General features: G+C 72.4%; 15 protein-coding genes and 1 pseudogene. 13 read left to right on the forward strand and 3 right to left on the reverse strand.

All coding sequences use genetic code 11. The annotated features are described in order from the left end of the window. Nucleotides 1–128 precede the first annotated feature (128 nt). Nucleotides 129–1253 carry a GuaB3 family IMP dehydrogenase-related protein gene (locus tag SY2F82_RS11350; RefSeq protein ID WP_200418872.1) on the forward strand — a complete coding sequence of 375 codons (1125 nt, stop codon included), beginning with the start codon at nt 129–131 and terminating at the stop codon, nt 1251–1253. A 302-nt stretch (nt 1254–1555) separates the two neighbouring features. Here the strand turns inward: SY2F82_RS11350 and SY2F82_RS11355 are convergent, their stop codons facing one another. After that, the gene (locus SY2F82_RS11355; RefSeq protein ID WP_200418873.1) at nt 1556–2764 is read right to left on the reverse strand and encodes a nucleotide sugar dehydrogenase; all 1209 of its coding nucleotides are present in this window, start codon (nt 2762–2764) and stop codon (nt 1556–1558) included. A 263-nt stretch (nt 2765–3027) separates the two neighbouring features. Between SY2F82_RS11355 and SY2F82_RS11360 the strand changes: the two genes are divergently transcribed. From SY2F82_RS11360 to SY2F82_RS11400, 10 genes and pseudogenes are all read left to right on the forward strand, one after another. Further along, nucleotides 3028–4734 (forward strand): glycerol-3-phosphate dehydrogenase/oxidase, encoded by a 1707-nt coding sequence (locus SY2F82_RS11360; protein WP_200418874.1) that lies wholly within the window; start codon nt 3028–3030, stop codon nt 4732–4734. A 306-nt stretch (nt 4735–5040) separates the two neighbouring features. Continuing rightward, complete coding sequence (locus SY2F82_RS11365) at nt 5041–7083, forward strand: serine/threonine-protein kinase (RefSeq protein ID WP_200419414.1); 2043 nt, start codon at nt 5041–5043, stop codon at nt 7081–7083. Between the two features lie 174 nt (nt 7084–7257). Beyond that, a complete protein-coding gene (locus SY2F82_RS11370; RefSeq protein ID WP_200418875.1) occupies nt 7258–9732 on the forward strand; it encodes a protein kinase in 2475 nt (824 codons plus the stop codon). A gap of 174 nt (nt 9733–9906) precedes the next feature. Next, entirely contained in the window at nt 9907–11544 is a 1638-nt protein-coding gene (locus SY2F82_RS11375; protein WP_200419415.1) for a serine/threonine-protein kinase, read from the forward strand. A 119-nt stretch (nt 11545–11663) separates the two neighbouring features. Beyond that, the gene (locus SY2F82_RS11380; protein WP_200418876.1) at nt 11664–13280 is read left to right on the forward strand and encodes a serine/threonine-protein kinase; all 1617 of its coding nucleotides are present in this window, start codon (nt 11664–11666) and stop codon (nt 13278–13280) included. Nucleotides 13281–13368: 88 nt separating this feature from the next. Beyond that, nucleotides 13369–15003, forward strand: a complete 1635-nt coding sequence (locus SY2F82_RS11385) for a serine/threonine-protein kinase (RefSeq protein WP_200418877.1) — start codon at nt 13369–13371, stop codon at nt 15001–15003. A gap of 88 nt (nt 15004–15091) precedes the next feature. Continuing rightward, nucleotides 15092–15919: pseudogene (locus SY2F82_RS38770) on the forward strand (serine/threonine-protein kinase); the annotation flags it as partial. Nucleotides 15920–16040: 121 nt separating this feature from the next. Then, nucleotides 16041–16823 carry a hypothetical protein gene (locus SY2F82_RS38775; protein WP_236041347.1) on the forward strand — a complete coding sequence of 261 codons (783 nt, stop codon included), beginning with the start codon at nt 16041–16043 and terminating at the stop codon, nt 16821–16823. Between the two features lie 115 nt (nt 16824–16938). Next, complete coding sequence (locus SY2F82_RS11395; protein WP_200418878.1) at nt 16939–18579, forward strand: succinic semialdehyde dehydrogenase; 1641 nt, start codon at nt 16939–16941, stop codon at nt 18577–18579. 51 nt (nt 18580–18630) lie between these two features. Further along, nucleotides 18631–20436 (forward strand): GMC family oxidoreductase N-terminal domain-containing protein, encoded by a 1806-nt coding sequence (locus tag SY2F82_RS11400; protein ID WP_200418879.1) that lies wholly within the window; start codon nt 18631–18633, stop codon nt 20434–20436. A gap of 101 nt (nt 20437–20537) precedes the next feature. On the opposite strand, the gene SY2F82_RS39675 is transcribed toward SY2F82_RS11400, so the two are convergent. After that, nucleotides 20538–21113: an LPXTG cell wall anchor domain-containing protein gene (locus SY2F82_RS39675; RefSeq protein WP_308437757.1), complete on the reverse strand. Its 576-nt coding sequence runs from the start codon at nt 21111–21113 to the stop codon at nt 20538–20540. A 58-nt stretch (nt 21114–21171) separates the two neighbouring features. Here SY2F82_RS39675 and SY2F82_RS39680 point away from each other — a divergent pair, with 58 nt between their 5' ends. Continuing rightward, nucleotides 21172–21525, forward strand: a complete 354-nt coding sequence (locus SY2F82_RS39680; RefSeq protein WP_308437758.1) for a hypothetical protein — start codon at nt 21172–21174, stop codon at nt 21523–21525. An 802-nt stretch (nt 21526–22327) separates the two neighbouring features. On the opposite strand, the gene SY2F82_RS11410 is transcribed toward SY2F82_RS39680, so the two are convergent. Beyond that, entirely contained in the window at nt 22328–22618 is a 291-nt protein-coding gene (locus SY2F82_RS11410) for a chorismate mutase (protein ID WP_200418881.1), read from the reverse strand. 347 nt (nt 22619–22965) lie between these two features. Here SY2F82_RS11410 and guaA point away from each other — a divergent pair, with 347 nt between their 5' ends. Next, the gene (guaA, locus tag SY2F82_RS11415) at nt 22966–24546 is read left to right on the forward strand and encodes a glutamine-hydrolyzing GMP synthase (protein ID WP_200418882.1); all 1581 of its coding nucleotides are present in this window, start codon (nt 22966–22968) and stop codon (nt 24544–24546) included. The last annotated feature ends 2 nt before the right edge of the window (nt 24547–24548 follow it).

Genomic DNA, 24548 nt, shown 5'->3' on the forward strand with positions numbered 1-24548 from the left:
CGCGTGAAGCTCGCGGCGAGGGCGGTCCCGGACTCCGGGGCCGCCCTCGCCGTACCTGCGGAGGGCCGTCGTCGCAGCCGTCGGCGATACTGGAAGACGCTGAAACGCATCAGGGAAAGGCCACAGACGTGACTGAGATCGAGATCGGGCGCGGCAAGCGCGGCCGCCGGGCGTACGCCTTCGACGACATCGCCGTCGTCCCCAGCCGCCGTACGCGGGACCCGAAGGAGGTCTCGATCGCCTGGCAGATCGACGCCTACCGCTTCGAGCTGCCGTTCCTGGCCGCCCCCATGGACTCCGTCGTCTCCCCGGCCACCGCGATCCGCATCGGCGAGCTCGGCGGCCTCGGCGTGCTGAACCTCGAGGGCCTGTGGACGCGGTACGAGGACCCGCAGCCGCTGCTCGACGAGATCGCCGGGCTGCCGGCCGACACCGCGACCCGGCGCCTTCAGGAGATCTACGCGGCCCCCATCAAGGAGGAGCTGATCGGCGCGCGCATCAAGGAGGTGCGCGACTCGGGCGTGGTCACCGCGGCCGCTCTCTCCCCTCAGCGCACGGCGCAGTTCTCCAAGGCGGTCGTCGACGCGGGCGTGGACATCTTCGTCATCCGCGGCACCACGGTGTCGGCGGAGCACGTCTCCGGCTCGCACGAGCCGCTGAACCTGAAGCAGTTCATCTACGAGCTCGACGTCCCCGTGATCGTCGGCGGCTGCGCCACGTACACCGCGGCCCTGCACCTGATGCGCACCGGCGCGGCGGGCGTCCTGGTCGGCTTCGGCGGCGGCGCCGCGCACACCACGCGCAACGTGCTCGGCATCCAGGTGCCCATGGCGACGGCGGTCGCGGACGTGGCGGCGGCCCGCCGCGACTACATGGACGAGTCCGGCGGCCGGTACGTGCACGTGATCGCGGACGGCGGCGTCGGCTGGTCCGGTGACCTGCCCAAGGCGATCGCCTGCGGTGCGGACGCGGTGATGATGGGTTCGCCGCTCGCGCGTGCGACCGACGCCCCGGGCAAGGGCCACCACTGGGGCATGGAGGCCGTGAACGAGGAGCTGCCGCGCGGCAAGAAGGTCGACCTCGGCACGGTCGGCACCATCGAGGAGGTCCTCACGGGCCCGTCGCACACGCCGGACGGCTCGATGAACTTCTTCGGCGCGCTGCGGCGGGCGATGGCCACGACCGGGTACAGCGAGCTGAAGGAGTTCCAGCGGGTCGAGGTGACGGTGGCGGACTCGCAGCACCGGCGGTAGCCGTACGGCGTTCAGGGGCCCGGTTCACCCTTCGGGGCGGACCGGGCTTTTTCGTATGCGCTGTGCGTTTTCGCAGGTGGGGGCACGTGCGGTGGGACGGGGGCGCACGGTTGCCTTCGAGGCCGATACGCCGGGGGAGGGCTGTTCAGCGGCCACCCCCAAGAGAGCTAGGGGTGGACACTCCGATCACTTTTCAGGAGCCTGCCGCAGTGGCCGCTGCGGGCTCCACCTGTTCCGTACCGTAGCGGCGGAGCCGGCCGCGCCACCAGCCCCAGAGTCTCAGCCACCCGCACGCGCCCCCTTCACAACCGGTGCGCCGCCCCCGTAGGCGTGGCCCCCCGCGTGTCCAGCAACAACTGCGCTTTCACCGACAGCCCCTGAAGGTCGTACGTCCGGTGCTGTTGCAACAGAACCGTCAGGTCCGCCCCCGCCGCCGCCTCGTACAGGGAATCCGCGCGCGGGATCGGCCGGTCGAGGACGCTCCACCCGGGGACGTACGGGTCGTGGTAGCTGACGGACGCGCCCAGTTCCATCAGCCGTAGCGCGACCTCCTGAGCGGGGGAGCCGTGCAGGTCGGCGACGTCCGGCTTGTACGTCACGCCGAGCAGCAGGACGCGGGCGCCGCGGGCCGACTTGCCGTGCTCGTTCAGGAGGGTGGCGGCGCGCTGGACGACGTACTGGGGCATACGGCCGTTGACCTGCTGGGCCAGTTCGACCATCCGCAGGGTGCGCCCGGCCGTGCCCGACAGGTCCTGGGCCACGGAGTGGCCGCCCACGCCGGGGCCGGGGCGGAAGGCCTGGAAGCCGAACGGCTTGGACTCCGCGCAGCGGATGACGTCCCACAGGTCGACGCCGAGGTCGTGGCAGAGCACCGCCATCTCGTTGACCAGGGCGATGTTGACCTGCCGGTAGTTCGTCTCCAGCACCTGCACGGTCTCCGCCTCGCGGGGTCCGCGCGCCCGTACCACCTTGTCGGTGAGGCGCCCGTAGAAGGTGGCGGCCGACTCGGTGCAGGCGGGGGTGAGACCGCCGATGACCTTGGGGGTGTTGGCGACGTGGAAGTCGCGGTTGCCGGGGTCGACGCGGCTCGGTGAGTACGCGAGGTGGAAGTCGCGTCCGGCGCGCAGCCCGGAGGTCTTTTCGAGGAGCGGGCGCAGGAAGCCCTCCGTGGTGCCCGGCGGCACCGGTGACTCCAGGATCACGGTGGTGTGCGGGCGCAGCCGCGCGGCGAGAGTGCGGGCGGCGGCCTCCACCTGGGTGAGGTCGAGCCCGCCGTCGGCGCCGCGCGGGGCGGGGGCGCAGATGACGGCGGTGCGGACGCGGCCGAGCTCGGCGGGGTTGGCGGTCGGGCGGAAGCCCCGCGCGAGCATCCGGCGCAGTTCGGCGGCGGTGAGGGAACCGGCCTCGGGGCCGGTCCGGTAGCCGAGCGTGGAGATGTCGGCGGCGACGGCGGCCTGGGCCAGGGGCAGGCCGAGATGACCGAGTCCGATGACGGCGAGATCTGCGGGCATGGCGTGGGCCGTCCTTCCCAATAGCCGAGGTGGGAGAGGTGCGCAAGCGCTGTGGACAGAACGAGCGAGCGCAATGTCAGACTAAGAGTAAATATGACCGATTTGCGGTATTGACTGGTGGCGTTTCCGTGAGTGTTGTCCACAGGCCGTGGGCGCGTGGTGGCCGAAGTCGGGCATCACGGTCAGACTTTGGGCATGGGGGAAAGGAGCAGGGCTTCGCCTGACTGACGGGTGCGGCCGGCGCGACCGAGCGGGAGGCAGCGGTGAGGACAGCGGCACTGGGGCCGGCGCAGCGCGCCGAGTCACTGGCGGGAATGGCCGAGCGCGAGCTGGACGTGCTGGTCGTGGGCGGCGGTGTGGTCGGTGCGGGCGTCGCGCTGGACTCCGTCACCCGTGGTCTGTGCACCGGCCTGGTCGAGGCACGTGACTGGGCGTCGGGCACCTCGAGCAGGTCCAGCAAGCTCATACACGGCGGCCTGCGCTATCTGGAGATGCTGGACTTCGCCCTCGTGCGCGAGGCGCTGAAGGAGCGCGGGCTGCTGCTGGAGCGCCTGGCGCCCCATCTCGTGAAGCCGGTGCCGTTCCTGTATCCGCTCCAGCACAAGGGCTGGGAGCGGCTGTACGCGGGCTCGGGCGTCGCCCTCTACGACGCCATGTCGATGGCCCGCGGCCACGGCCGGGGCCTGCCGCTGCACCGTCACCTGAGCCGTCGTCACGCCCTGCGCGTGGCCCCTTGCTTGAAGAAGGACGCGCTGGTCGGGGCGTTGCAGTACTACGACGCGCAGATGGACGACGCCCGCTTCGTCGCGACGCTGGTGCGCACGGCCGCGTGGTACGGCGCGAAGGTCGCCAACCGCGCGCGGGTGACCGGCTTCCTGCGGGAGGGCGAGCGGGTCGTCGGCGCGAGGGTGCAGGACGTGGAGGCCGGCGGGGAGTACGAGATCCGCGCCCAGCAGGTCGTCAACGCGACGGGGGTGTGGACCGACGACACCCAGGCGATGGTGGGTGAGCGGGGCCAGTTCCACGTGCGGGCGTCCAAGGGCATCCATCTGGTGGTGCCGAAGGACCGGGTCAACTCCACGACGGGCCTGATCCTGCGGACCGAGAAGTCGGTCCTCTTCGTCATCCCCTGGGGCCGGCACTGGATCATCGGGACGACCGACACCGACTGGAGCCTCGACAAGGCGCACCCGGCGGCCTCCAGCGCGGACATCGACTACCTGCTGGAGCACGTGAACTCCGTCCTGGCGGTACCGCTCACCCGCGACGACGTGGAGGGCGTGTACGCGGGCCTGCGGCCTCTGCTCGCCGGGGAGTCGGACGCGACCAGCAAGCTCTCCCGCGAGCACATCGTGGCGCACCCGGTACCCGGCCTGGTGGTCGTGGCGGGCGGCAAGTACACGACGTACCGGGTGATGGCCAAGGACGCCGTCGACGAGGCGGTGCACGCCCTGGACCGGCGGGTCGCCGACTGCGTCACCGAGGACGTCCCGCTGCTGGGCGCCGAGGGCTACCGGGCGCTGTGGAACGCACGGGCCCGCACAGCGGCGCGCACGGGGCTGCACGTCGTGCGGGTGGAACACCTGCTGAACCGCTACGGCTCGCTGGCGGAGGAAGTGCTCGACCTGATCGCCGACGACCCGTCACTGGGCGAACCGCTGCAGGCGGCCGACGACTACCTGCGCGCGGAGGTCGTCTATGCGGCGTCGCACGAGGGAGCGCGCCACCTGGACGACGTGCTGACCCGGCGGACCCGCATCTCGATCGAGACGTTCGACCGCGGCGCGCGCAGCGCCCGGGAGGCGGCCGAACTGATGGCGCCGGTGCTCGGCTGGGACGGCGACCAGATCGAGCGCGAGGTGGAGCACTACGAGAAACGGGTCCAGGCGGAGAGGGAGTCCCAGCGGCAGCCCGACGACCTGACGGCTGACGCGGCGAGGCTGGGAGCGCCGGACATAGTCCCCTTGTAGACAGGGCGAGGAAGGGCGAGGAAGGGTGCGGGCAGTGTGGGGGTGACACGTACGGCCTGAAGGCGCGTCACAGCACTGTGCGGGGACGCCGGCGGGCAGGCCGTGGCGGTGCGGTGCGGCAGGGTGCGACATCGGCGCGATCCGGGTGCCCGGCGCACGCCCGGGCCGCCGCACCGCCCCGGTGCGCCGCCTCCGGGCGTCCTCCGACCGGGGGGAGCCGTCGAATCAGGGGCACCCTGGGCGTGGGGCGGTCCGCGCGTGGGGGACAATGGAGGCTCTGTCAGGGCGGGTTGCATGAGGGGACGCATGTCGGAGGCGGAGCGGGCGGGGACAACCCGTCAGGACAAGAGCGAACGTCTCCTCGCCGGGCGGTACCGGCTGGGGGACGTACTCGGCCGCGGCGGCATGGGCACGGTGTGGAGGGCCGAGGACGAGACCCTGGGGCGTACGGTCGCCGTCAAGGAGCTCAGGTTCCCGTCGAACATCGACGAGGACGAGAAGCGCCGGCTCATCACGCGCACGCTGCGGGAGGCCAAGGCGATCGCCCGGATCCGCAACAACGGCGCGGTGACCGTCTACGACGTGGTCCACGAGGACGACCGGCCCTGGATCGTCATGGAGCTGATCGAGGGCAAATCGCTCGCCGAAGTCATCCGCGAGGACGGTCTGCTCGAACCGAAGCGCGCCGCCGAGGTCGGGCTCGCGATCCTCGACGTGCTGCGCGCCGCGCACCGTGAGGGCATCCTGCACCGCGACGTGAAGCCGTCGAACGTGCTGATCGACGAGGACGGCCGGGTCGTGCTCACCGACTTCGGCATCGCCCAGGTCGAGGGCGACCCGTCCATCACCTCCACCGGCATGCTCGTCGGCGCCCCCTCCTACATCTCGCCGGAGCGGGCCCGCGGGCACAAGCCCGGCCCGGCGGCGGACCTGTGGTCGCTCGGCGGACTGCTGTACGCGGCCGTCGAGGGCGTGCCGCCGTACGACAAGGGGTCGGCCATCGCCACCCTGACCGCGGTGATGACCGAGCCGCTCGAGGAGCCGAAGAACGCCGGCCCGCTGAAGAACGTCATCTACGGCCTGCTCACCAAGGACCCGGGGCAGCGGCTCGACGACGCGGGCGCGCGGGCGATGCTCAACGAGGTCATCCACGCGCCCGATACGGAGGAGGAGGTGCCGGCGGACGCGACGCGGGTCGTGGCGTTGCCGCCGGTGCCGGAGGAATCCAAGGAGAAGGAGAAGCGCGCGTCGGGCTCCGGGGCCAAGCGGGGCGAGGAGGCCGCGGATCGGCTGCGCGGGGCCCTGCGGTCGGTGCGCAAGGCGGCTGCATCGGCGGGCGCGGCGACGGCCGGTGCCGCGACGGCCGCGCGGACCAAGGGGTCCGCCCCCGCCAAGGTGGCCGAGGGCGCGGTGGCCGAGCGTGTGGACGCTCCCGCGACCGGGGCCTCCGACGCCGGACGCGCGGGGTCCGCCTCGGCGGACGCACGGTCACACACGGCTGCCGTCGGATCGAACTCCGGTCCGGCGAAGCCGAGTTCGGGGTGGCCCATCGTGCCGGACCCGGACCGGCCGCCACGGCCGGTGACGCCGCCCCGGGCGCCGCTCACCGACGTGGTGCCCAAGCGGACACTGGTGATCGTCGCCGTAGTCGTGGTGCTCGCGGTGCTGGGGACCGTGCTCGCGCTCATCCCGTGGGGCGGGGACGGCGGCTCGCAGACCGGCTCGAAGGGCGCCACCAAGCCCGCCGTGACCACCGGCGGCGGCAAGGGCAGCGGTGGCAAGGGCGGTGGCGGGACCCCCTCGGGCAGTGGCAGCAACGGCACGACCACGACGGACGGATCGGACCAGCAGAACGCGTCGGACAGCACGCCCGCCGCGAGCGCCAGTGCGTTGGCCTCCGGCGCGGCGGGCGGCGGAGCCGCGGTGACGACGCACAAGGGCGGGCAGGGCTACTCGATCGGGCTGCCGGCCGGCTGGAAGTACGCGTCGTCGGACGACGCCGGCGACCGCTTCACCGGGCCGAACGGGCAGAAGCTGCTGGTCGCCTGGACGTCCACGCCCAAGGACGACCCGGTGGCGGACTGGAACAGCCAGGAGCGCTACATGGTGCGCCCCCAGTACCACCGGATCGCTATCGAGGAGGTGGACTACCGCGGCTGGAACACCGCCGACTGGGAGTTCACCTACGTGGACTCGGGCACCACCTACCGGGTGATCGACCGCGGATTCGTCGTCAACTCGCACCTGGGGTACGGGCTGATGTACACGGCGAAGGCGGACGACTGGAACGGGGACCTGCGCAAGAACACCTGGAATACGCTGACCCAGACGTTCCGGCCGAAGTCGTGACGTACCAAGCGTCCGTCTGACGTTCCGTCCGATCGTGTCGCGGGCAGATATGACATCCCCGGGTTGCGGGTTGCCTCCGGCACGTATCGTGAAGGACGGATCGCGAACCGTACGCATCCGGAACAGGACGCGGGGCGAACGGACTTGACCGACCGGGCGGCCGGGGGAGGCATCGTGGACGACTATGCGGGACGGGTACTCGCCGACCGCTACCGCCTGCCGCTGCCCCCCGCCGACGAGTACGAGTTCGCCGAGACACGGGCCTTCGACACCTACAGCGGGCAGGAGGTGCTGATACGGCAGGTGCCGTTGCCCGAGGTCGTCGAGGCGGAGGTGCTCGACGCGGACGGGCTGCCCGCGGGGTTCGTGGCACGCGACGGCCGCGGCGGCCCCGGCGGTGGTCCGGGCCGGACGACGGCCACGCGCCGGCCCACCGATCCGGCCGTGCGGCGCGCCGTCGAGGCCGCGCAGGCCGCCGCGCAGATACCCGACCACCCACGCCTCGACCAGGTCTTCGACGTGTTCGCAGAGGGCGGCTCGCTGTGGATCGTGAGCGAACTCGTGGCCGCGACCCCGCTCGCCGCGCTGCTCGCGGAGCAGCCGCTGACGCCGTACCGCGCGGCCGAGGTCGCCTCCGACGTCCTCATGGCGTTGCGCGTCCTGCACGCCCACGGCTGGGTGCATCGCAACATCACCGCCCGCACGGTGCTCGTCTGCGAGGACGGCCGCGTGATACTGACCGGCCTGGCCGCCGGAGCGGCCGAGGAGGCGCTGTGCGGGTACGACCCGGTGCCGGCACGGGAGCCGGAGCCGGAGTCCGGTACGACGGACCGGGACCCCACGGCCCCGGTGCCCGTCCCCCGGCCCGGTGGATCCGGCGGCGGCCCGTTCGGGCCCGGCGGGTCGCTGCGCGGTGTGGACGCCGATGCCGCGCGGCGGGCAGCGATCGAGGCGCGGGCGAACGGCGCCGCTCCGGGCGCGGGCCCGGCCGGTGCCGGTCTGCCCGCCGTGGCACCCCGCACGCTGGAGTCCGCGGAGGACGTACGCGCGGCACGGGCCGGGGCGATCGCGGCCTACCGCGCCGGAGCCCGGGCCGCGGCACGGGTGCAGGGGGAACAGCGCGGCACCCACACGGCGTTGCCCGCACCCCGCCCGGCCGAGACCGGCCCCGACACCCCGCCGCAGCCGCCGTCCGGCCAGGGCGGCGGCCCCGACACCCCGCCCCCGGGCCGGATCGCCGACCCGTACGGGACGAGCCGTACGGCGTCCTGGCACGGCGCCGTCCCCCGCCCCACGGCCCCCACCGCCGACGCCGCACCCGGGCCTCAGAGCAACGGCAGCGGCACGTACGACAAGGCCGCGCTCCCCCCTTCCGCCACCCCCTGGTCCCACCGCGGCCCCGCCACCCCCCTCGCCGCCGAGCGGGCGCGGCAGGCCCGGATGGCCGTGGTCGGGCCGGTCACCGAGCGGTGGGCGCCCGAACAGGCCGGGCCCGTGCACGAGAACTGGCAGCTGGCACCGCCGATCGGCCCCGCGACCGATCTGTGGGCGCTGGGCGCGCTGCTGTTCCGGGCCGTCCAGGGGCACGCGCCCTACCCCGAAGAGAGCACCGCCGAGCTGGTGCAGCTCGTCTGCTCCGAGCCGCCCGCCTTCGCCGAGGAGTGCGGCCCGCTGCGTCCGGTCGTGGAGTCGTTGCTGCGCCAGGACCCGACCGAGCGGCCCGACTTCGAGGAGCTGCGCGGCTGGTTGCGCTCCCTCGTGCGGTCCGCACCCGAGCCGGAGGCGGGGGCGCACGTCATAGCGGCACCGCCCGTCGACCCCGCCCGGCTGCCGATCGTGCGACGCCGGGGCGAACTGGTCCGCAGGAGGCGCGCCGGGCTGCCCGCGACCACCCACGCCCGCCACAAACGGGCCAAGGACGGCCGTCCCCAGCCCCGCCGCCTCGGCCGCACCCTTCTTCTGCTGATCCTGCTCGCGCTGGCCGCGGCGATCGCGTACGCGATGGCGTTCATGCCGAAGGCCGGGACCAGCGGCGGCAGCGGCGCGGCGGGGGAGCGCACCGGCGCCGCCGGGGAGGCGAGTCCCGCCCCGCACCAGTCGGACACGGACGGCGCGGATCAGCCGCAGCAGGGCGGCTCCACCAGCCCCTCGAAACCGGCCGACTCACCGCAGACGCAGGTCACCGGCACCCACGTCGCCCAAGGGTTCACCCTGCGCAAGGACCCCGAAGGCTTCAGCGTCGCCGTGGCCGACGGCTGGGACCGGACGCCGAAGAATGCACAGGGTCAGGTCGTCTACTCCCAGGGCGACTTCCAGCTGATCGTCGTGCCCGGACGCGACACCACCGGCAGGTACGGCAGCGACCCGCTGAGGTACCAGCGGGAGTCGGAGCCCGAACTGCAGCCGTTCCGCGACTCGACCTGGGCCACCTCCAGCGGGATGCGGCGCATCGACGTCGGTGGACGAACCATGGCCGAGGGCCAGTTCACCTGGACGAACGGCAACGGGCAGGAGCTGTTCGTGCGCAACCTCGCCGTCCTCGTCGGCGGCCACTACCACGTGGTCCAAGTGCGCGGCCCCGACGCGGAACGCGACGAGGTCACCCGGCTGTTCGAACAGGCGGAGGCGACCTACAGGGTGACGAACTGACCGATCCCGGGCCCCACAGTGGTCCGATTGCGCTGAGTGTGCGGTGGTTCCGTCCCGTACGGGGAAGGGAGAACCGTCACAGTGCGGTCTCCGTTACGGCCCCGCCGGTTCCCTGCACGGGGACCGCTCTTTAATGTGACCTCGTCAAGAACATTGCGGGGAAACGTGAATCAGATGCAGGGCCTGCTCCTCGCGGGCCGCTACCGGCTCGTCGACTCGATCGGCAGCGGCGGCATGGGCCGGGTGTGGCGCGCCCACGACGAGGTGCTGCACCGGGCGGTCGCCATCAAGGAACTGACGGCCGCACTGTACGTCACGGAAAGTGACCGAGCCGTACTCCTCGCCCGTACCCACGCCGAGGCACGGGCCGCCGCGCGCATCAACCACTCGGCCGTCGTCACGGTGCACGACGTCCTGGAGCACGACAACCGGCCGTGGATCGTCATGGAGCTCGTCGAGGGCGGCTCGCTGGCCGACGCGGTCAAGGAACGCGGCCGGGTCGAGCCCACCGAAGCCGCGCGGATCGGGCTGTGGGTGCTGCGCGCACTGCGCGCGGCACACTCCGCGGGCGTGCTGCACCGCGACGTGAAGCCCGGCAACGTCCTGCTCGCCGCCGACGGGCGGGTGCTGCTCACCGACTTCGGGATCGCGCAGGTCGAGGGCGACACCACCATCACCCGCACGGGAGAGATCGTCGGTTCGGTCGACTACCTCGCGCCCGAGCGCGTCCGCGGCCACGACCCGGGCCCGGCCTCCGACCTCTGGGCGCTCGGCGCCACGCTGTACACGGCGGTGGAGGGCAGGTCGCCGTTCCGGCGGACCTCGCCGCTGACCACCATGCAGGCCGTCGTCGACGAGGAGCCGGAGGAGCCGCGGTTCGCGGGCGCCCTGGAACCGGTGATCTCGGGCCTGCTGCGCAAGGATCCAGGCGAGCGGCCCGACGCGTCGCGGCTGGAGCAGATGCTGGCCGAGGCGGTCGAGGGACGGCGGCCGAGGGCGGCACAGGAGTACGTGGCGACGCAGCACGTCGAGCTGAGCGGGTTCGGGGACACGACCGGGAACGTGCCGCACCCCCGGCAGGCGCGCGAGGCGGCGACGGCCCGCGGCACGGTGCCCCAGCCGGCCATGCCGCCCGCACCCCGGCCCCGCAAGCGGCACCGGGCCCGTACGGCCGCGCTCGTGCTCGCGCTGGCCGCGGTCGTCGGCGCGGGGGGCGCGGTGGCGTGGCAGAAGTGGGACGGGGGCGACCGGCAGGCCGGTGCGTCCGTCTCCTCCTCCGCTTCGCCGTCCCCGGTGCCCAGCGCCCAGGGAACGCAGGAGGCCGACGCGACGGGCGACCTTCCCGCCGGCTGGGTGCGCCACCGCGACCCCTACGGATTCAGCCTCGCCGTGCCCTCCAAGGACTGGAAGCGGAAGGTGTTCGACGAGGCCACCCACCAGGTCGACTACACCCCCGACGGCGGCGAGCACTTCATCCGCATCGCTGTCGACAGCTCACCCGACTTCGAAACCGCGTACGACCACCAGATCGATCTGGAGCAGCAGCTCCACCGGCTGGTCGACTACAAGCGTGTGGTCCTGCGGAAGAACATCTACCGCGACCGCCCGGGCTCCCTGTGGGAGTACACCTGGACCGCGCTGGCGAAGGACTCGACGACCGCCCCCGGGCCGCGCCACGCCGTCGAGGAGACGTACTTCTCCCGCGACGGCGTCGAGTACGCCATCTACATGTCCGGCCCGGAGGCGGACTGGACGACGACGCGGCAGCGGTTCCAGGCGGTGCTGCGGGGGTGGCGTCCGCCTACGGATTGACGGGCGCCGGGCCCGGGCGGGCCGTCGTACGCGGCTCGTGAGCCCCGGTGGGTCGGTTGTCGGCCACCGTCGCGGCGTCGGTCCCGGAGGCCCTCCTCGGGTGCGGCATGATGGGGCGCATGGGGACCGAGGGGGAGAACGGCTGGATCGTAGCGGGGCGTTACCGGCTTCAGGAGCGGATCGGCCGCGGCGGCATGGGCGTCGTCTGGCGGGCGTCCGACGAACTCCTCGACCGGCAGGTGGCCGTCAAGGAGCTTGTCCTCGACCTCTCCCTGTCCGCCGAGGAGGCCCGGCTGCACCGTGAGCGCACCCTGCGCGAGGCGCGTGCGGTGGCGCGGTTGCGGCACCCGCACATCATCGTCGTCCACGACGTCGTGGAGCACGACGAACGCCCGTACATCGTGATGGAGCTGATCGTCGGCGGCTCGCTCGCCCAGCGCATCGCCGCCCGCGGCCCGGTCGACGCCCGGGAGGCCGCCCGCATCGGCATCGCCCTGCTCGGCGCGCTGCGCCGCGCGCACGAGGCGGGCGTGCTGCACCGCGATCTGAAACCCGCGAACGTCCTGATGGAGGCGGGCACCGGCCGCGTCGTCCTCACCGACTTCGGCATCGCCCAGGTCACGGGTGCCACCACGCTCACCGAGACCGGCGCCTTCGTCGGGTCTCCCGAGTACACCGCGCCCGAACGGATGTCCGGCGAACGGACCGGGCCCGAGTCCGACCTGTGGTCCCTCGGGGCCCTGCTGTGCACGGCTCTGAGCGGCGAGTCGCCGTTCCGCCGCGATTCGTTGGGCGGCATCCTGCACGCGGTGGTCGCGGGCGAGATCCGCCCGCCCGAGCAGGCCGGGCCGATCCTGCCCGTCATCCGGGGGCTGCTGGAACGCGATCCCGACCGGCGCCTGGACGCGGCGGAGGCGGAGCGGCTGCTGCGGGAGTTCCTGGAGACCGGGCGTACACCGGCGGCGTCCGTCGCGTACACGCCGACGCAGCGGGACGTGCCTCGCAGCGCCCCGCCATCCCCGCAGGAGGCGCCCGTGGCGCAGGCCTCCGGCAGACAGTCCGTGCGGGGCGTGTTCGTGGCGGCAGCCCTGGTCGCGGCCATGGCGGGCGCGGGTGTCTCGGCGGCGGCGCTGCTGCTGCGCGACGGCGGCGACGGCGGGGGAGCGCCGGCGGGCCCGGGGCCGGCGCGCACGTCGGCGAGCCGGGGGACGACGCTCCCGTCCACCGCCGCGCCCGCCCCCACGGTGACGGTGACGCGTACGCCGGCCTCGGCGACGTCGGAGGTCACCCGCAGGGCGCCCTCCGGGTACCGGCTGGTGCGGGATCCGAACGGTTTCTCGCTGGCCGTACCGGACGGGTTCACCCGCAGTCCCCAGGGCGAGCGGATCTTCTACATGTCGCCGGGAGGGACCTTCCGCCTCGGCGTCAAGGTGGCGGACCCCGCGGCGGGCGGCCCCCTCGCGGTGATGCGGCGCTCGGACGCCGAAGGGCCGTCCACCAACCCGGGCTACCACGACGGCCGGGTCACCGGGACCTCGCACCGCGGAAACCCGGCGGCGCTGTGGGAGTTCACCTGGGACGGCTTCACCGCGGCCGAGGGCCCGCGGCACACCTACGACCTGTGCTGGGACGAGAGCGGCCGGATGTACGACGTATGGGTGTCGGCGCCGGTCGGGAAGGTCCGGGAGGCGAAGGAGTACTTCGACGTGGCGGTGGACACGTTCGCTCCGGGGTGACCCCGTACGAAGCCCCCGCGTCACGGGTCTGTGACTGCAAGGGGACAAGGGTGGCTGAGGGGGCGGCCGACGCGATAAGCATGAGCGCATGAGCGACCACGGGGGAGCACCTCAACAGGCGGGCGAACCGACGAGTTTCGGACTGCAACCGCCGCGGCCGGCCGTGCCGTACCCGGGAAACCCCTACGCCCGGCCGCAGTCGGAGACCCGTGCCGTCCCCACCCAGGCCGCCCCCGAGGCGCCGCGGGACCCGGGCGCCGGGCGGCTCGTCGCCGGACGCTACCGGCTGCTCGCCAAGCTCGGGCACGGCGGTATGGGCACGGTGTGGCGGGCCAAGGACGAGACGGTGGACCGGGAGGTCGCCGTCAAGGAACCCAGGGTCCCCGACCACCTTCCCGAACGTGAACAGGCCAACGTCTACGAGCGGATGCGCCGTGAGGCACGGGCCGCCGCCCGCCTCGACCACCCAGCGGTCGTCGACGTGCACGACGTCGCCGTCGTGGACGGCAGGCCGTGGATCGTGATGGAGCTGGTGCGGGGCCGCTCCCTGGGCGATGCCCTCCAGGAGGGCACGCTCGGCGTGCGCGAGGCGGCACGGATCGGCCTGGAGGTGCTCGGCGCCCTGGAGGCCGCCCACGCGGCGGGCGTCCTGCACCGCGACGTGAAGCCCGACAACATCCTGCTCGGCCGGTACGACCGCGTGGTGCTCACCGACTTCGGCATCGCACAGATCGAGGGCGACACGAAGCTGACGGAGACGGGCGGCTTCGTCGGCTCCCCCGAGTACATCGCGCCGGAGCGGGTGCTGGGCCGGCGCCCGGGCCCCGAGTCCGACCTGTGGTCGCTGGGAGTGGTGCTGTACGCGGCGACGGAGGGTGTCTCGCCGTTCCGGCGCACCAACACGCCCGCCACCCTGCAGTCGGTCCTCAACTCCACACCGGCGCCCCCGGCCTCCGCCCGGGGCCCGCTCGCCGACGCCATCGGCGGCCTGCTGAACAAGGACCCGGCGCGCCGCCCGAACGCGGCCGAGGTGCGCCGGCTGCTTCAGGAGGCGGCGAGGGAACCGGCGCCCGTGCAGATCCTCGTGCCCGGTCGCAAGCGCGTCCGGCTGGGCCGGGGCACCCTGCTCGCGGCCGGGGCGGCCGTCGTCGCGGCCGCGGTGGCGGCGTACCTCGTGGTCGCGGACCCGTTCGCCGGCCCGCTGCCGGGCGGCTGGCGGCAACACCCGGAGAAGGCGCTGGGCGCCACACTCGCCGTGCCCGCCGACTACCAGCCGAGCCGGCCGAAGAAGGACGACACCGACAAGAACTGGGTGACGTACACCGACTGGAGCGGCAGCATCTCGATCGGTCTGCACCTTGCGAGGAAGTCCCAGGACACCTCCCACCAGATCAAGGACTCGTCGGCAGCCGAGATGTACGCCGACAACGACGCCTTCAAGAACAGCGGCGCCTACCAGTTCGACATGCCCAAGGGCCCGAGGACGGCCCCGAACGACGGCATCACGTACCACGACAGGAAAGCCGCCGAGAACACCGTCGCCTACGCGACCGACGACACCCTGAATCCGCGCCCGCGCGAGCTGACGATCTTCTACTACAAGAACTCGCGGGGGGACATGTACAAACTGACGGTCGGTTACCCGGGAAAGGGCGACTTCACGGAACGCGGCCGCGAAGTGGCGCGGACGGCGATGGCGAACCTGGAGATCGACACGCTCTGACCCCCATGTGCCTCGCCTCAGGACGGTATGCGTCCGACGACCGGGACCCGCTTCGACAACTCGTGACCCCGCACGGTACTCATGGGACATGCGTACTGACGCGGGACGTCTGATCGACGGTCGCTACCGGCTGACCGAACGCCTCGGCTCCGGCGGCATGGGCACCGTGTGGCGTGCCGTGGACGAACTCATGGAGCGCGACGTCGCCGTCAAACAGCCCCATCTGCCCGGCGATCCGGAGGACGAGGCACACCGGCGCGCCGCCCACCGGCTCTACCGCGAGGCTCGAGCCGCGGCCCGCGTCGAGCATCCCGCGGCCGTGTCGATCCACGACGTGATCGTCGAGGACGGATGCCCCTGGATCGTCATGGAGTTGGTCCGAGGGGAGTCCCTTGCGGACGCGCTGCGCCGTGGGCCGCTGCCGGCCGAGGAGGCGGCGCGCATCGGGCTCGCCGTCGTCGGCGCACTGGACGCGGCGCACCGCGTCGGCATCGTGCACCGCGACGTGAAGCCGGCGAACGTCCTGCTGGGTCCGCGCGGCCGAGTGGTCCTCACCGACTTCGGCATCGCACACGCCCAGGACGAGGAATCCCTCACCGTCACCGGGGAGTTCGTCGGTTCGCTGGAGTTCATCGCGCCGGAACGGATGTCCGGCCGGTGCGCCGGTCCCGCCTCCGACCTGTGGTCGCTGGGCGTGCTGCTGTACGCCGCCGTCGAGGGATCGTCCCCCTTCCGCCGTACGACGGTGGAGTCCACGCTCGCCGCGATCCTCGCCACCGATCCTCCCGAACCCCGGCAGGCCGGGAGGCTCGGGCCGCTCATCGCACGGCTGCTGGTCAAGGAACCCGAGCGGCGGCCCGACGCGGAGGAGGTCGGTGCGGTGCTGGAGACGGTGGCCGGGGGGTGGCCGGTGCCGGGTGCGGAACGGGGGGAGTCGACGGGCGCTCAGGATGCCTCCGAACTGAGGGAGTTCGCCGACGACGGCGGGACGGTACGGTTCGGGGCCGCGGCCTGCCGAGGGCGACGGTCCCGGCGCCGTGGACGACGGCGGTCCCGACACGTCACCGGACACCGCGCCGCAGGCGGAGGCCGCCCCGCCGTCCGAGCGGGGGGCCGTCAAACCGTCCGAGCCGGCCGACGCCAAGCCGTCCGAGCCGGAGGCCCCCGCGCCGTCCGCCCCGGCGACCGTCGCCGTGGCGGTGCCGGTGGCGCAGCCGAAGCGCCCCGCCCTCCTCCGCCCGGCCCCCGTCGCCGCGCTCGGCGTTCTCCTCGTCGGCGGCACCTGGTTCGGCACCTCCTACTTCGACACCCCCGAGAGAGAGGGGAGCACCGAACACACCGCCACCTACAGCTCGGCCCCGGCCATCGCCTCCGCCGGCTCCTGGACCGCCCACCGGGAGGCGAAGCTCGACGCGGTCGTCTCCGTACCGTCGGACATCGCCCGGGGCGCCGCCACGGACCGCACGGTCACCTACGGCGACGACACCGTCCGGCTCCGCCTGACCCGGGAGACATCGGTTCCCACCCCCCTGAAGGCCTGGGCACGGCAGGCCACCGCCTCCTGGCCCGCCGACGACCCCGGCACCCTCTACACCCCCACGAGCTTCCACGGCGAGGACGCCATGCTCACCGACACCACCTACACGGTGGGGAAGAAGCGGTACCGCGTCCTGCAACTGCTGATCGCCACGACCGCCCGCGAGTACTACGTGCTGCGCGTGGACATGCCGAAGGGCACCCCGGACGAGAAGCGCGGCACCTCGCTGTTCAAGGGCGCCCGGGACCGCCTGAAAGTGGGCAAGGACATGATGGGGTCCTGACGACGCCCTGATCAGCGCATTCGCTGCCAGCGGTCACTGGCACGGTGTGGACGCCCGGTGAAAGCGCGTTACCGACGGGTACCCAAACGCTCCGCCCCGGCATACCCTGCGCCTCATGACGGACTCGCAGGCCCCGGAGAAGGCCACCGCACAGACCGGTACGGGCACGGCCGGCACGAACCCCCTCGCTCCCGCCCCCACGGGCGCCCGCACCGCCGTCGACGTGGTGACGCCCGAGCTGGTCGCCCAGCTCACCAAGGGCGTGGCCGGCTCGGGCCGCACCGCCAACCACACGCCGTTCACCGGCGAGAAGCTGGCCGACCTGCCCGAGTCCACCCCCGAGGACGTCGCCCTCGCCTTCGAACGGGCCCGCGCCGCCCAGGTCGCCTGGGCGGGGACCCCCGTACGGCAGCGCGCCGCGGTGCTCCTCCGCTTCCACGACCTGGTGCTGGAGCGGCAGGCCGAGGTCCTCGACCTGATCCAGCTGGAGACCGGAAAGGCCCGTCTGCACGCCCACGAGGAGGTGCAGGCCGTCGCCGTCGCGGCCCGGCACTACGGCCGCAAGGCGCCCTCGTACCTGAGGCCGAAGCGGCACACCGGCGCCGTACCGACGCTGACCAAGGTCACCGAACTGCGCCACCCGCGCGGCGTGGTCGGCCAGATCGCCCCCTGGAACTACCCGCTGGAGCTGTCCGTCGGCGACGCGCTCCCCGCCTTCGCCGCGGGCAACGCCGTCGTGATGAAGCCCGACACGGAGACCTGCCTGACCGCGCTGTGGGCGCGCGACCTGCTGATCGAGGCCGGACTGCCCGCCGAGGTCTTCCAGGTCGTCATCGGCGACGGCCCGGTGGTCGGCCCGGAGGTCGTCAAGCACGCCGACTACGTCTCCTTCACCGGCTCCACCCGCACCGGCCGCGAGGTCGCCCAGGGCGCCGCCGCCCGGCTCGTCGGCGTCTCCCTCGAACTCGGCGGCAAGAACGCCATGCTGGTCCTCGAGGACGCGGACATCGAGAAGGCCGCCGAGGGCGCGGTGCGGGCCTGCTTCTCCTCCGCCGGGCAACTGTGCATCTCCATCGAGCGGTTGTACGTCCACGAGTCGATCGCGGACGCCTTCCTGGAGCGGTTCGTCGCCCGCACCAAGGCCCTGCGGCTCGGCACGTCCCTCGCCTACGGCGCCGACATGGGGTCGCTGGTCGGCGAGCGGCAGCTCGAGACCGTGACCCGGCACGTCGAGGAGGCCGTGGCCAAGGGGGCGAAGGTGCTGGCCGGCGGGGTGGCCCGCCCGGACGTCGGCCCGTACTTCTACGAGCCGACCATCCTCGACGGCGTCGAGGCCCCGATGGCGGTGTGCGCGGAGGAGACCTTCGGCCCGGTCGTGTCGATCTACCGCTTCAAGAGCGAGGACGAGGTGATCGAGCGCGCCAACGCCACGCCGTACGGCCTGAATTCGTCGGTCTGGACGAAGAACGGCCGGCGGGGGCGCGAGGTCGCGGCCCGGCTGCGCACGGGCACGGTCAACGTCAACGAGGGCTACGCGCCGGCGTACGGCAGCGTCCAGTCCCCGATGGGCGGCATGAAGGACTCCGGCCTCGGCCGCCGCCACGGCTCGGAGGGCATCCTCAAGTACACCGAGGCCCAGACGGTCGCCCAGCAGCGACTGCTGCCGATGGCCCCGTCGCTGGGGATGGACGACGAGAAGTACGCGGCGTTCATGAGCCGGAGCCTGAAGGTGATGAAGGCGCTCCGCCTCCGCTAGTTCCCCGCTGGTTCCCCCACAGGCAACCCCCGTTCTCGACGAGGAGAGCACGTGTCGCAGGAGAAGTCTGTCCAGACCCGGGACGATGACGGGTACGACTACGACGTCATCGTCGTGGGCTCGGGGTTCGGTGGATCCGTCTCCGCGCTCCGGCTGACCGAGAAGGGGTACCGCGTCGGTGTCCTGGAGGCGGGCCGCCGCTTCACCCGCGAGACGCTGCCGAAGAACTCCTGGGACCTGAAGAACTACCTCTGGGCGCCCGCCCTGGGCATGTACGGCATCCAGCGCATCCACCTGCTGGGCAACGTCATGGTCCTCGCGGGCGCCGGCGTCGGCGGCGGCTCCCTCAACTACGCCAACACCCTCTACGTGCCGCCGAAGGCCTTCTTCGACGACCCGCAGTGGCGGGGGATCACCGACTGGCAGGAGGAGCTGAACCCGTACTACGACCAGGCCCGGCGCATGCTCGGCGTACGGCTCAACCCGACCATGACCCCCTCCGACGTGCACCTCAAGGCGGCCGCCGAGCGGATGGGGGTCGGGGACACCTTCCACCTGGCACCGGTGGGCGTGTTCTTCGGTGACGGCGAGGACGCCGACGGAACGGTGAAGGCGCGGCCCGGCGAGGAGGCCCCGGACCCGTACTTCGGCGGCGCCGGCCCGGCCCGCCGGGCGTGCACCGAGTGCGGCGAGTGCATGACGGGCTGCCGGCACGGCGCGAAGAACACCCTCAACGAGAACTACCTCCACCTCGCCGAGAAGGCGGGCGCGGTCGTGCACCCGATGACGACGGTCGTGTCGGTCACGGACGACTCCCAGGGCGGGTACGCCGTGGCGACCCTGCCGACGGACGACCGGCGCAAGGGCCGGGGGCGCGTCTTCAAGGCACGGAAGGTGGTGCTCGCGGCGGGCACGTACGGAACCCAGACCCTGCTGCACCGCATGAAGGCGAACGGCCAACTGCCGTACCTCTCCGACCGGCTGGGCGAGCTGACCCGCACCAACTCCGAGGCACTGGTGGGCGCGCAGACCGACAACCGGCGCTACCGCACCGCGCACGGTGCGCCGAAGGTCGACTTCACGCGGGGCGTGGCGATCACGTCCTCGATCCACCCGGACGAGAACACGCACATCGAGCCGGTCCGCTACGGCAAGGGCTCCAACGCGATGGGCGGCCTGTCGATCCTCCAGGTCCCCTACGCGGAAGGCCGCTCCCGCGCCCTGGCCTGGCTCACGAACGCGGCACGTCACCCGTGGCTGATGGTCCGCTCCCTGTCCAACCGGCGCTGGTCGGAGCGGACCATCATCGGCCTGGTGATGCAGTCGCTGGACAACTCCCTGACGACGTATCTGAAGCCGAACGGCGTCGGCAAGGGCCTGCTGACGGCCCGCCAGGGTCATGGTCGGCCCAACCCGAAGCAGATCAGGGCGGCCTCCGAGGCGGCGTCCGTGCTCGCCGCCGAGATCAACGGTTTCGCGGGCAGCAACGTCGGCGAACTGATGGGCACCCCGCTGACCGCCCATTTCCTCGGCGGCTGCCCGATCGGCGACTCCCGCGAGACCGGCGTCATCGACCCCTACCACCGGCTCTACGGCCACCCCGGCATCTCGGTGGTCGACGGCGCGGCGGTGTCGGCGAACCTGGGCGTCAACCCCTCGCTGACGATCACCGCGCAGGCCGAGCGGGCCATGTCGTACTGGCCGAACAAGGGCGAGGCGGATCCGCGCCCGGCGCAGGGGGCGCGGTACGAACGGCTCAAGCCGGTGGAACCCCGTCACCCGGCGGTGCCGGCCGAGGCGTTCGGGGCGCTGCGGCTGCCGTTCCTCGGGATGCCGGCGGTGCCGCCGAAGCAGTAGTGCCGGAGAAGTGACGAAGGACCTGAGCCCCCCTCCGAGCCCAGGTCCTTCTCCTTCGTGCGAGGCGAACCGCTCACACGGTCCGCCCACGCCCACGACCGTTACGCGGCGGCGTGGCCCCCGGCCTTGCGGCGCCGCACCGCGAAGACCACGCCACCACCGGCGACGACGGCGACACCGCCGACGAGCGCGATGGTCGGCAGCGCGGAGGAGGAACCGGTGGAGGCCAGGGTGCCGGTCACCTCAGGCGTGCTGCTGCCCGGCTTCGTGTTCGTGACCGGGGCCTTGCCGCCCTCCTGCGGCTTCGTACCGTCGGTGTCGGTGCCGGCTGCGACGATCTGGAACTTGTACGCGATCTCGCCGAGACCGATGCACTTCTCGGCGTTGTCGTCGTAGATCGTCGCGCCGAGTGAGAAGCCGGCGCCGACCGGGGCGGACGACGTGACGTTGATGCGCATCGGGATGTCGATCTCGTAGTCGGGCTTGAGTTCATCGGCGGTGCCGACGTAACCGACCGCGTAGCCGTCCTCGTTGAGGGTCTCCCACTTCTTGCTGTCCGGGTTCCAGGCCTGGAGCTGAACCTGCTTGCTCTTGAACAGGTCGTCGCCGTTCTTGTCGGCAGAGGCCCCGGCGAAGAAGCTGAGATTCTCAAGCGTCGAGTCCGAGTTGTTGGCCACGTTCAGTGAGAACTTGTGCCAACCGCTGCCCGCGGCGATCTTGCCCGGCAGTCCGCTGATGCTGACGTCGGCCTTGGAGTCCGTGCACTCGCCGACGGGCTCGGTGGGCTCGTCGCTCGGCGTGGAGGTGTTGCTCGGTGTGCCGGCCGGGGTGGACTGCGAGGCGGACGACGAGGCGGATGACGACGCGGAGGAGGACGCCGACTGGCTCGCGGACGCGGAGGCGCTGGAGGACGCCGACTGGCTCGCGGACGTGGACGCGCTGGCGGACGACGTGTCGGACGGGGAAACGGTGGCCGACGGGGACGACGTGTTGTCCGACGCGAACGCGGCCGGCGCCGACAGCAGCGCGAGCGGGGCTATGGCAGCCGTCGCCGCCGCGGCGGCCAGGGCACGGCGAAGCTTCATGTAGACCTCGAAGAGTCCGGTGCGCCGCTACGACGCGACGCATCTTGGGGGGAGCCGCCGCGTGGCGGCGCGGGTGTGTCCCGTGATTCGCCAGGTGTGACCTGTGTGCGATGTGAATGGTTGCGCTCCCATTCACAGAATTCTTATGTGCGCTGCGTCACACGGGACTTGACCCTCGGCAGAGCCGTGGGACGGCGAAAGGCCCCGCGGCGGGGGGACCCCGGCTCGGCGTGGCCGGGCTCGGGGAATCCGCGGGGCCCTTCTCCGTCGGCACCGACGTCAGGGCAGCGCCGGTGCCCGGGGAGCGGCGCCGGGGGGTTGCGCCGCTTGCCTGCGTGACCGCCGGTGGTGCGCTCCGGCGCGCGCGAGGAGCGCGCGTGGTGTCGACCATTGGCAGTCGGCGGGAGGAGCGATGCTGTTGTCTGCCAGGGGCCGTGCGGGGGTGCCGTCGACTCTCTGTTCCCCGCATCGTGCTGGATGGGTCACGGCCTCCGCAACCGTTTCGACCACCTCTGAACAGATTCCGCCGGTCGGCTCCGGGCGTCCCCGGAGCCGACCGTTTACTGGGTGACCGGGCTGCTGTCCCCTGCCGTCCGGTCACATCCCTGGAGCGAGGTCCCACGACGCACGGCACGATGCGTGCGTCTCATCGCTCCAGCGGAGCCACGCGTGGTTCTTTCGGGCCCGCCCCTGGCTGGCACGGACGCCCGGCTCAACGAAGTCGCCGCGGGCCCGGTCACGCGCCGTACGGGTGAGGGGGTATGCGTACGTACGTCCGCGGAACGCGGATCCGGCCGGGGCCGGCCTCAGATCCGGCCCCGGCACAGCTCCAGCAGGGTCATCGCGAGGGCCGTGCCGGGCTTGCCCAGCGCGTCCCGGTAGTGGCCGAGGACCTCCATCTCACGGGAGAGGTTCACGCGCCGGCCGCCGGAGGCGATACGGGCCTCCTGGATGACGGCGGAGACGGCCATCCGTTCCTGGATGAGACCGATGATCCGGTCGTCGAGCGAGTCGATGCGTTCACGGGCGTCGCTGATCAGGTGCGCGGCGTCGTCGCTGCGGGCGCCGGTCTTCTCGGTGGCTGCGGTGGCGGTCATGCGGGGCTCCTCGTGGACGGGTGCGCGGTGCCCCGGAGCGACAGGACCCGGGAAAACGCCAGGCGCCCCGGACCTTGTCGGCCCGGGGCGCCTGGGAAGTCGCTTGTCAGTAGCTCAAGCAGCACGACCATGGCAGCCGGCGGGCCGGTTGCCATAGGTAAAGACGAAGATCGTCGCGCGCTTGAACATGGGGCCAGTATGCCGTGGGGGAGGGCGGCGTCCAAAGCGGCCCGCATGGTGAGACGTGCTCCACAGGCGGCCGCCCTGGCAGCGGCGGGACGGCACCCACGGCCACCTCGGTAGAATCGGGTGGCACAAGGACCCGCCCAACCGCCGGAAGGCACCCCGTGTCATCAGCGACCCCCGCTGCCGCCGCTCCCGACACCGTCCTGGTCGTCGACTTCGGTGCGCAGTACGCCCAGCTCATCGCCCGTCGCGTCCGCGAGGCCCGGGTCTACAGCGAGATCGTGCCGAGCACCATGCCGGTGAAGGAGATGCTCGCCAAGAACCCGGCGGCGATCATCCTCTCCGGCGGCCCCTCGTCGGTGTACGAGGAAGGCGCCCCCCGTCTCGACCGCGAGATCTTCGAGTCCGGCGTCCCCGTCTTCGGCATGTGCTACGGCTTCCAGCTGATGGCGCAGACCCTCGGCGGCACCGTCGACAACACCGGAGCGCGCGAGTACGGCCGTACGGCCCTCGCCGTCTCCAAGCCGTCGTCCACCCTCTTCGAGGGCACCCCGGCCGAGCAGTCCGTCTGGATGTCCCATGGCGACGCCTGCTCCGCCGCCCCCGAGGGCTTCACCGTCACGGCCTCCACGGACGTCGTCCCGGTCGCCGCCTTCGAGAACGACGAGAAGAAGCTGTACGGCGTCCAGTACCACCCGGAGGTCATGCACTCCACGCACGGCCAGCAGGTACTGGAGCACTTCCTCTACCGCGGCGCGGGCCTGAAGCCCACCTGGACCACCGGCAACGTGATCGAGGAGCAGGTCGAGGTGATCCGCGCGCTGGTCGGCGACAAGCGCGCGATCTGCGGGCTGTCCGGCGGCGTGGACTCCGCCGTCGCCGCCGCCCTCGTCCAGAAGGCCATCGGCTCCCAGCTGACCTGCGTGTACGTCGACCACGGCCTGATGCGCAAGGGCGAGACCGAGCAGGTCGAGAAGGACTTCGTCGCGGCCACCGGCGTCCAGCTGAAGGTCGTCGACGCGGAGGAGCGCTTCCTCAAGGCGCTCGCCGGGGTCAGCGACCCCGAGGAGAAGCGGAAGATCATCGGCCGCGAGTTCATCCGGGTCTTCGAGCAGGCCCAGGCCGAGATCATCGCGGACGAGGGTCCGGCGGTCGAGTTCCTCGTCCAGGGCACCCTCTACCCCGACGTGGTCGAGTCCGGTGGCGGCACCGGCACCGCCAACATCAAGTCGCACCACAACGTCGGCGGCCTGCCCGAGGACCTCGAGTTCAAGCTGATCGAGCCGCTGCGCAAGCTGTTCAAGGACGAGGTCCGCATGGTCGGCCAGGAGCTCGGCCTGCCGGACGAGATCGTCCAGCGCCAGCCGTTCCCGGGCCCCGGCCTCGGCATCCGTATCGTCGGCGAGGTCACCAAGGAGCGCCTGGACCTGCTGCGCGAGGCCGACGCCATCGCCCGCGAGGAGCTGACGGCGGCCGGCCTCGACCGGGAGATCTGGCAGTGCCCGGTGGTCCTGCTCGCGGACGTCCGCAGCGTCGGCGTCCAGGGCGACGGCCGCACGTACGGCCACCCGATCGTGCTGCGCCCGGTCTCCTCCGAGGACGCCATGACCGCCGACTGGTCCCGGCTCCCGTACGACGTCCTGGCGAAGATCTCCACCCGGATCACCAACGAGGTCCGCGACGTCAACCGCGTGGTCCTGGACGTCACGTCCAAGCCGCCGGGCACCATCGAGTGGGAGTGAGC

Origin of the sequence: Streptomyces sp. Y2F8-2, assembly GCF_014905555.1 — a bacterium.
Classification (GTDB): Bacteria; Actinomycetota; Actinomycetes; order Streptomycetales; family Streptomycetaceae; genus Streptomyces; species Streptomyces cynarae.

Bases quoted from the DNA above. Each gene is read 5' to 3' on its own strand.
- SY2F82_RS11375 (WP_200419415.1), top strand. From the start codon at position 9,907: ATGCAGGGCCTGCTCCTCGCGGGCCGCTACCGGCTCGTCGACTCGATC.
- SY2F82_RS11355 (WP_200418873.1), bottom strand. From the start codon at position 2,764: ATGCCCGCAGATCTCGCCGTCATCGGACTCGGTCATCTCGGCCTGCCC.
- SY2F82_RS39680 (WP_308437758.1), top strand. From the start codon at position 21,172: ATGCTGACGTCGGCCTTGGAGTCCGTGCACTCGCCGACGGGCTCGGTG.
- SY2F82_RS11380 (WP_200418876.1), top strand. From the start codon at position 11,664: ATGGGGACCGAGGGGGAGAACGGCTGGATCGTAGCGGGGCGTTACCGG.
- SY2F82_RS11385 (WP_200418877.1), top strand. From the start codon at position 13,369: ATGAGCGACCACGGGGGAGCACCTCAACAGGCGGGCGAACCGACGAGT.
- SY2F82_RS11365 (WP_200419414.1), top strand. From the start codon at position 5,041: ATGTCGGAGGCGGAGCGGGCGGGGACAACCCGTCAGGACAAGAGCGAA.
- SY2F82_RS11395 (WP_200418878.1), top strand. From the start codon at position 16,939: ATGACGGACTCGCAGGCCCCGGAGAAGGCCACCGCACAGACCGGTACG.
- SY2F82_RS11410 (WP_200418881.1), bottom strand. From the start codon at position 22,618: ATGACCGCCACCGCAGCCACCGAGAAGACCGGCGCCCGCAGCGACGAC.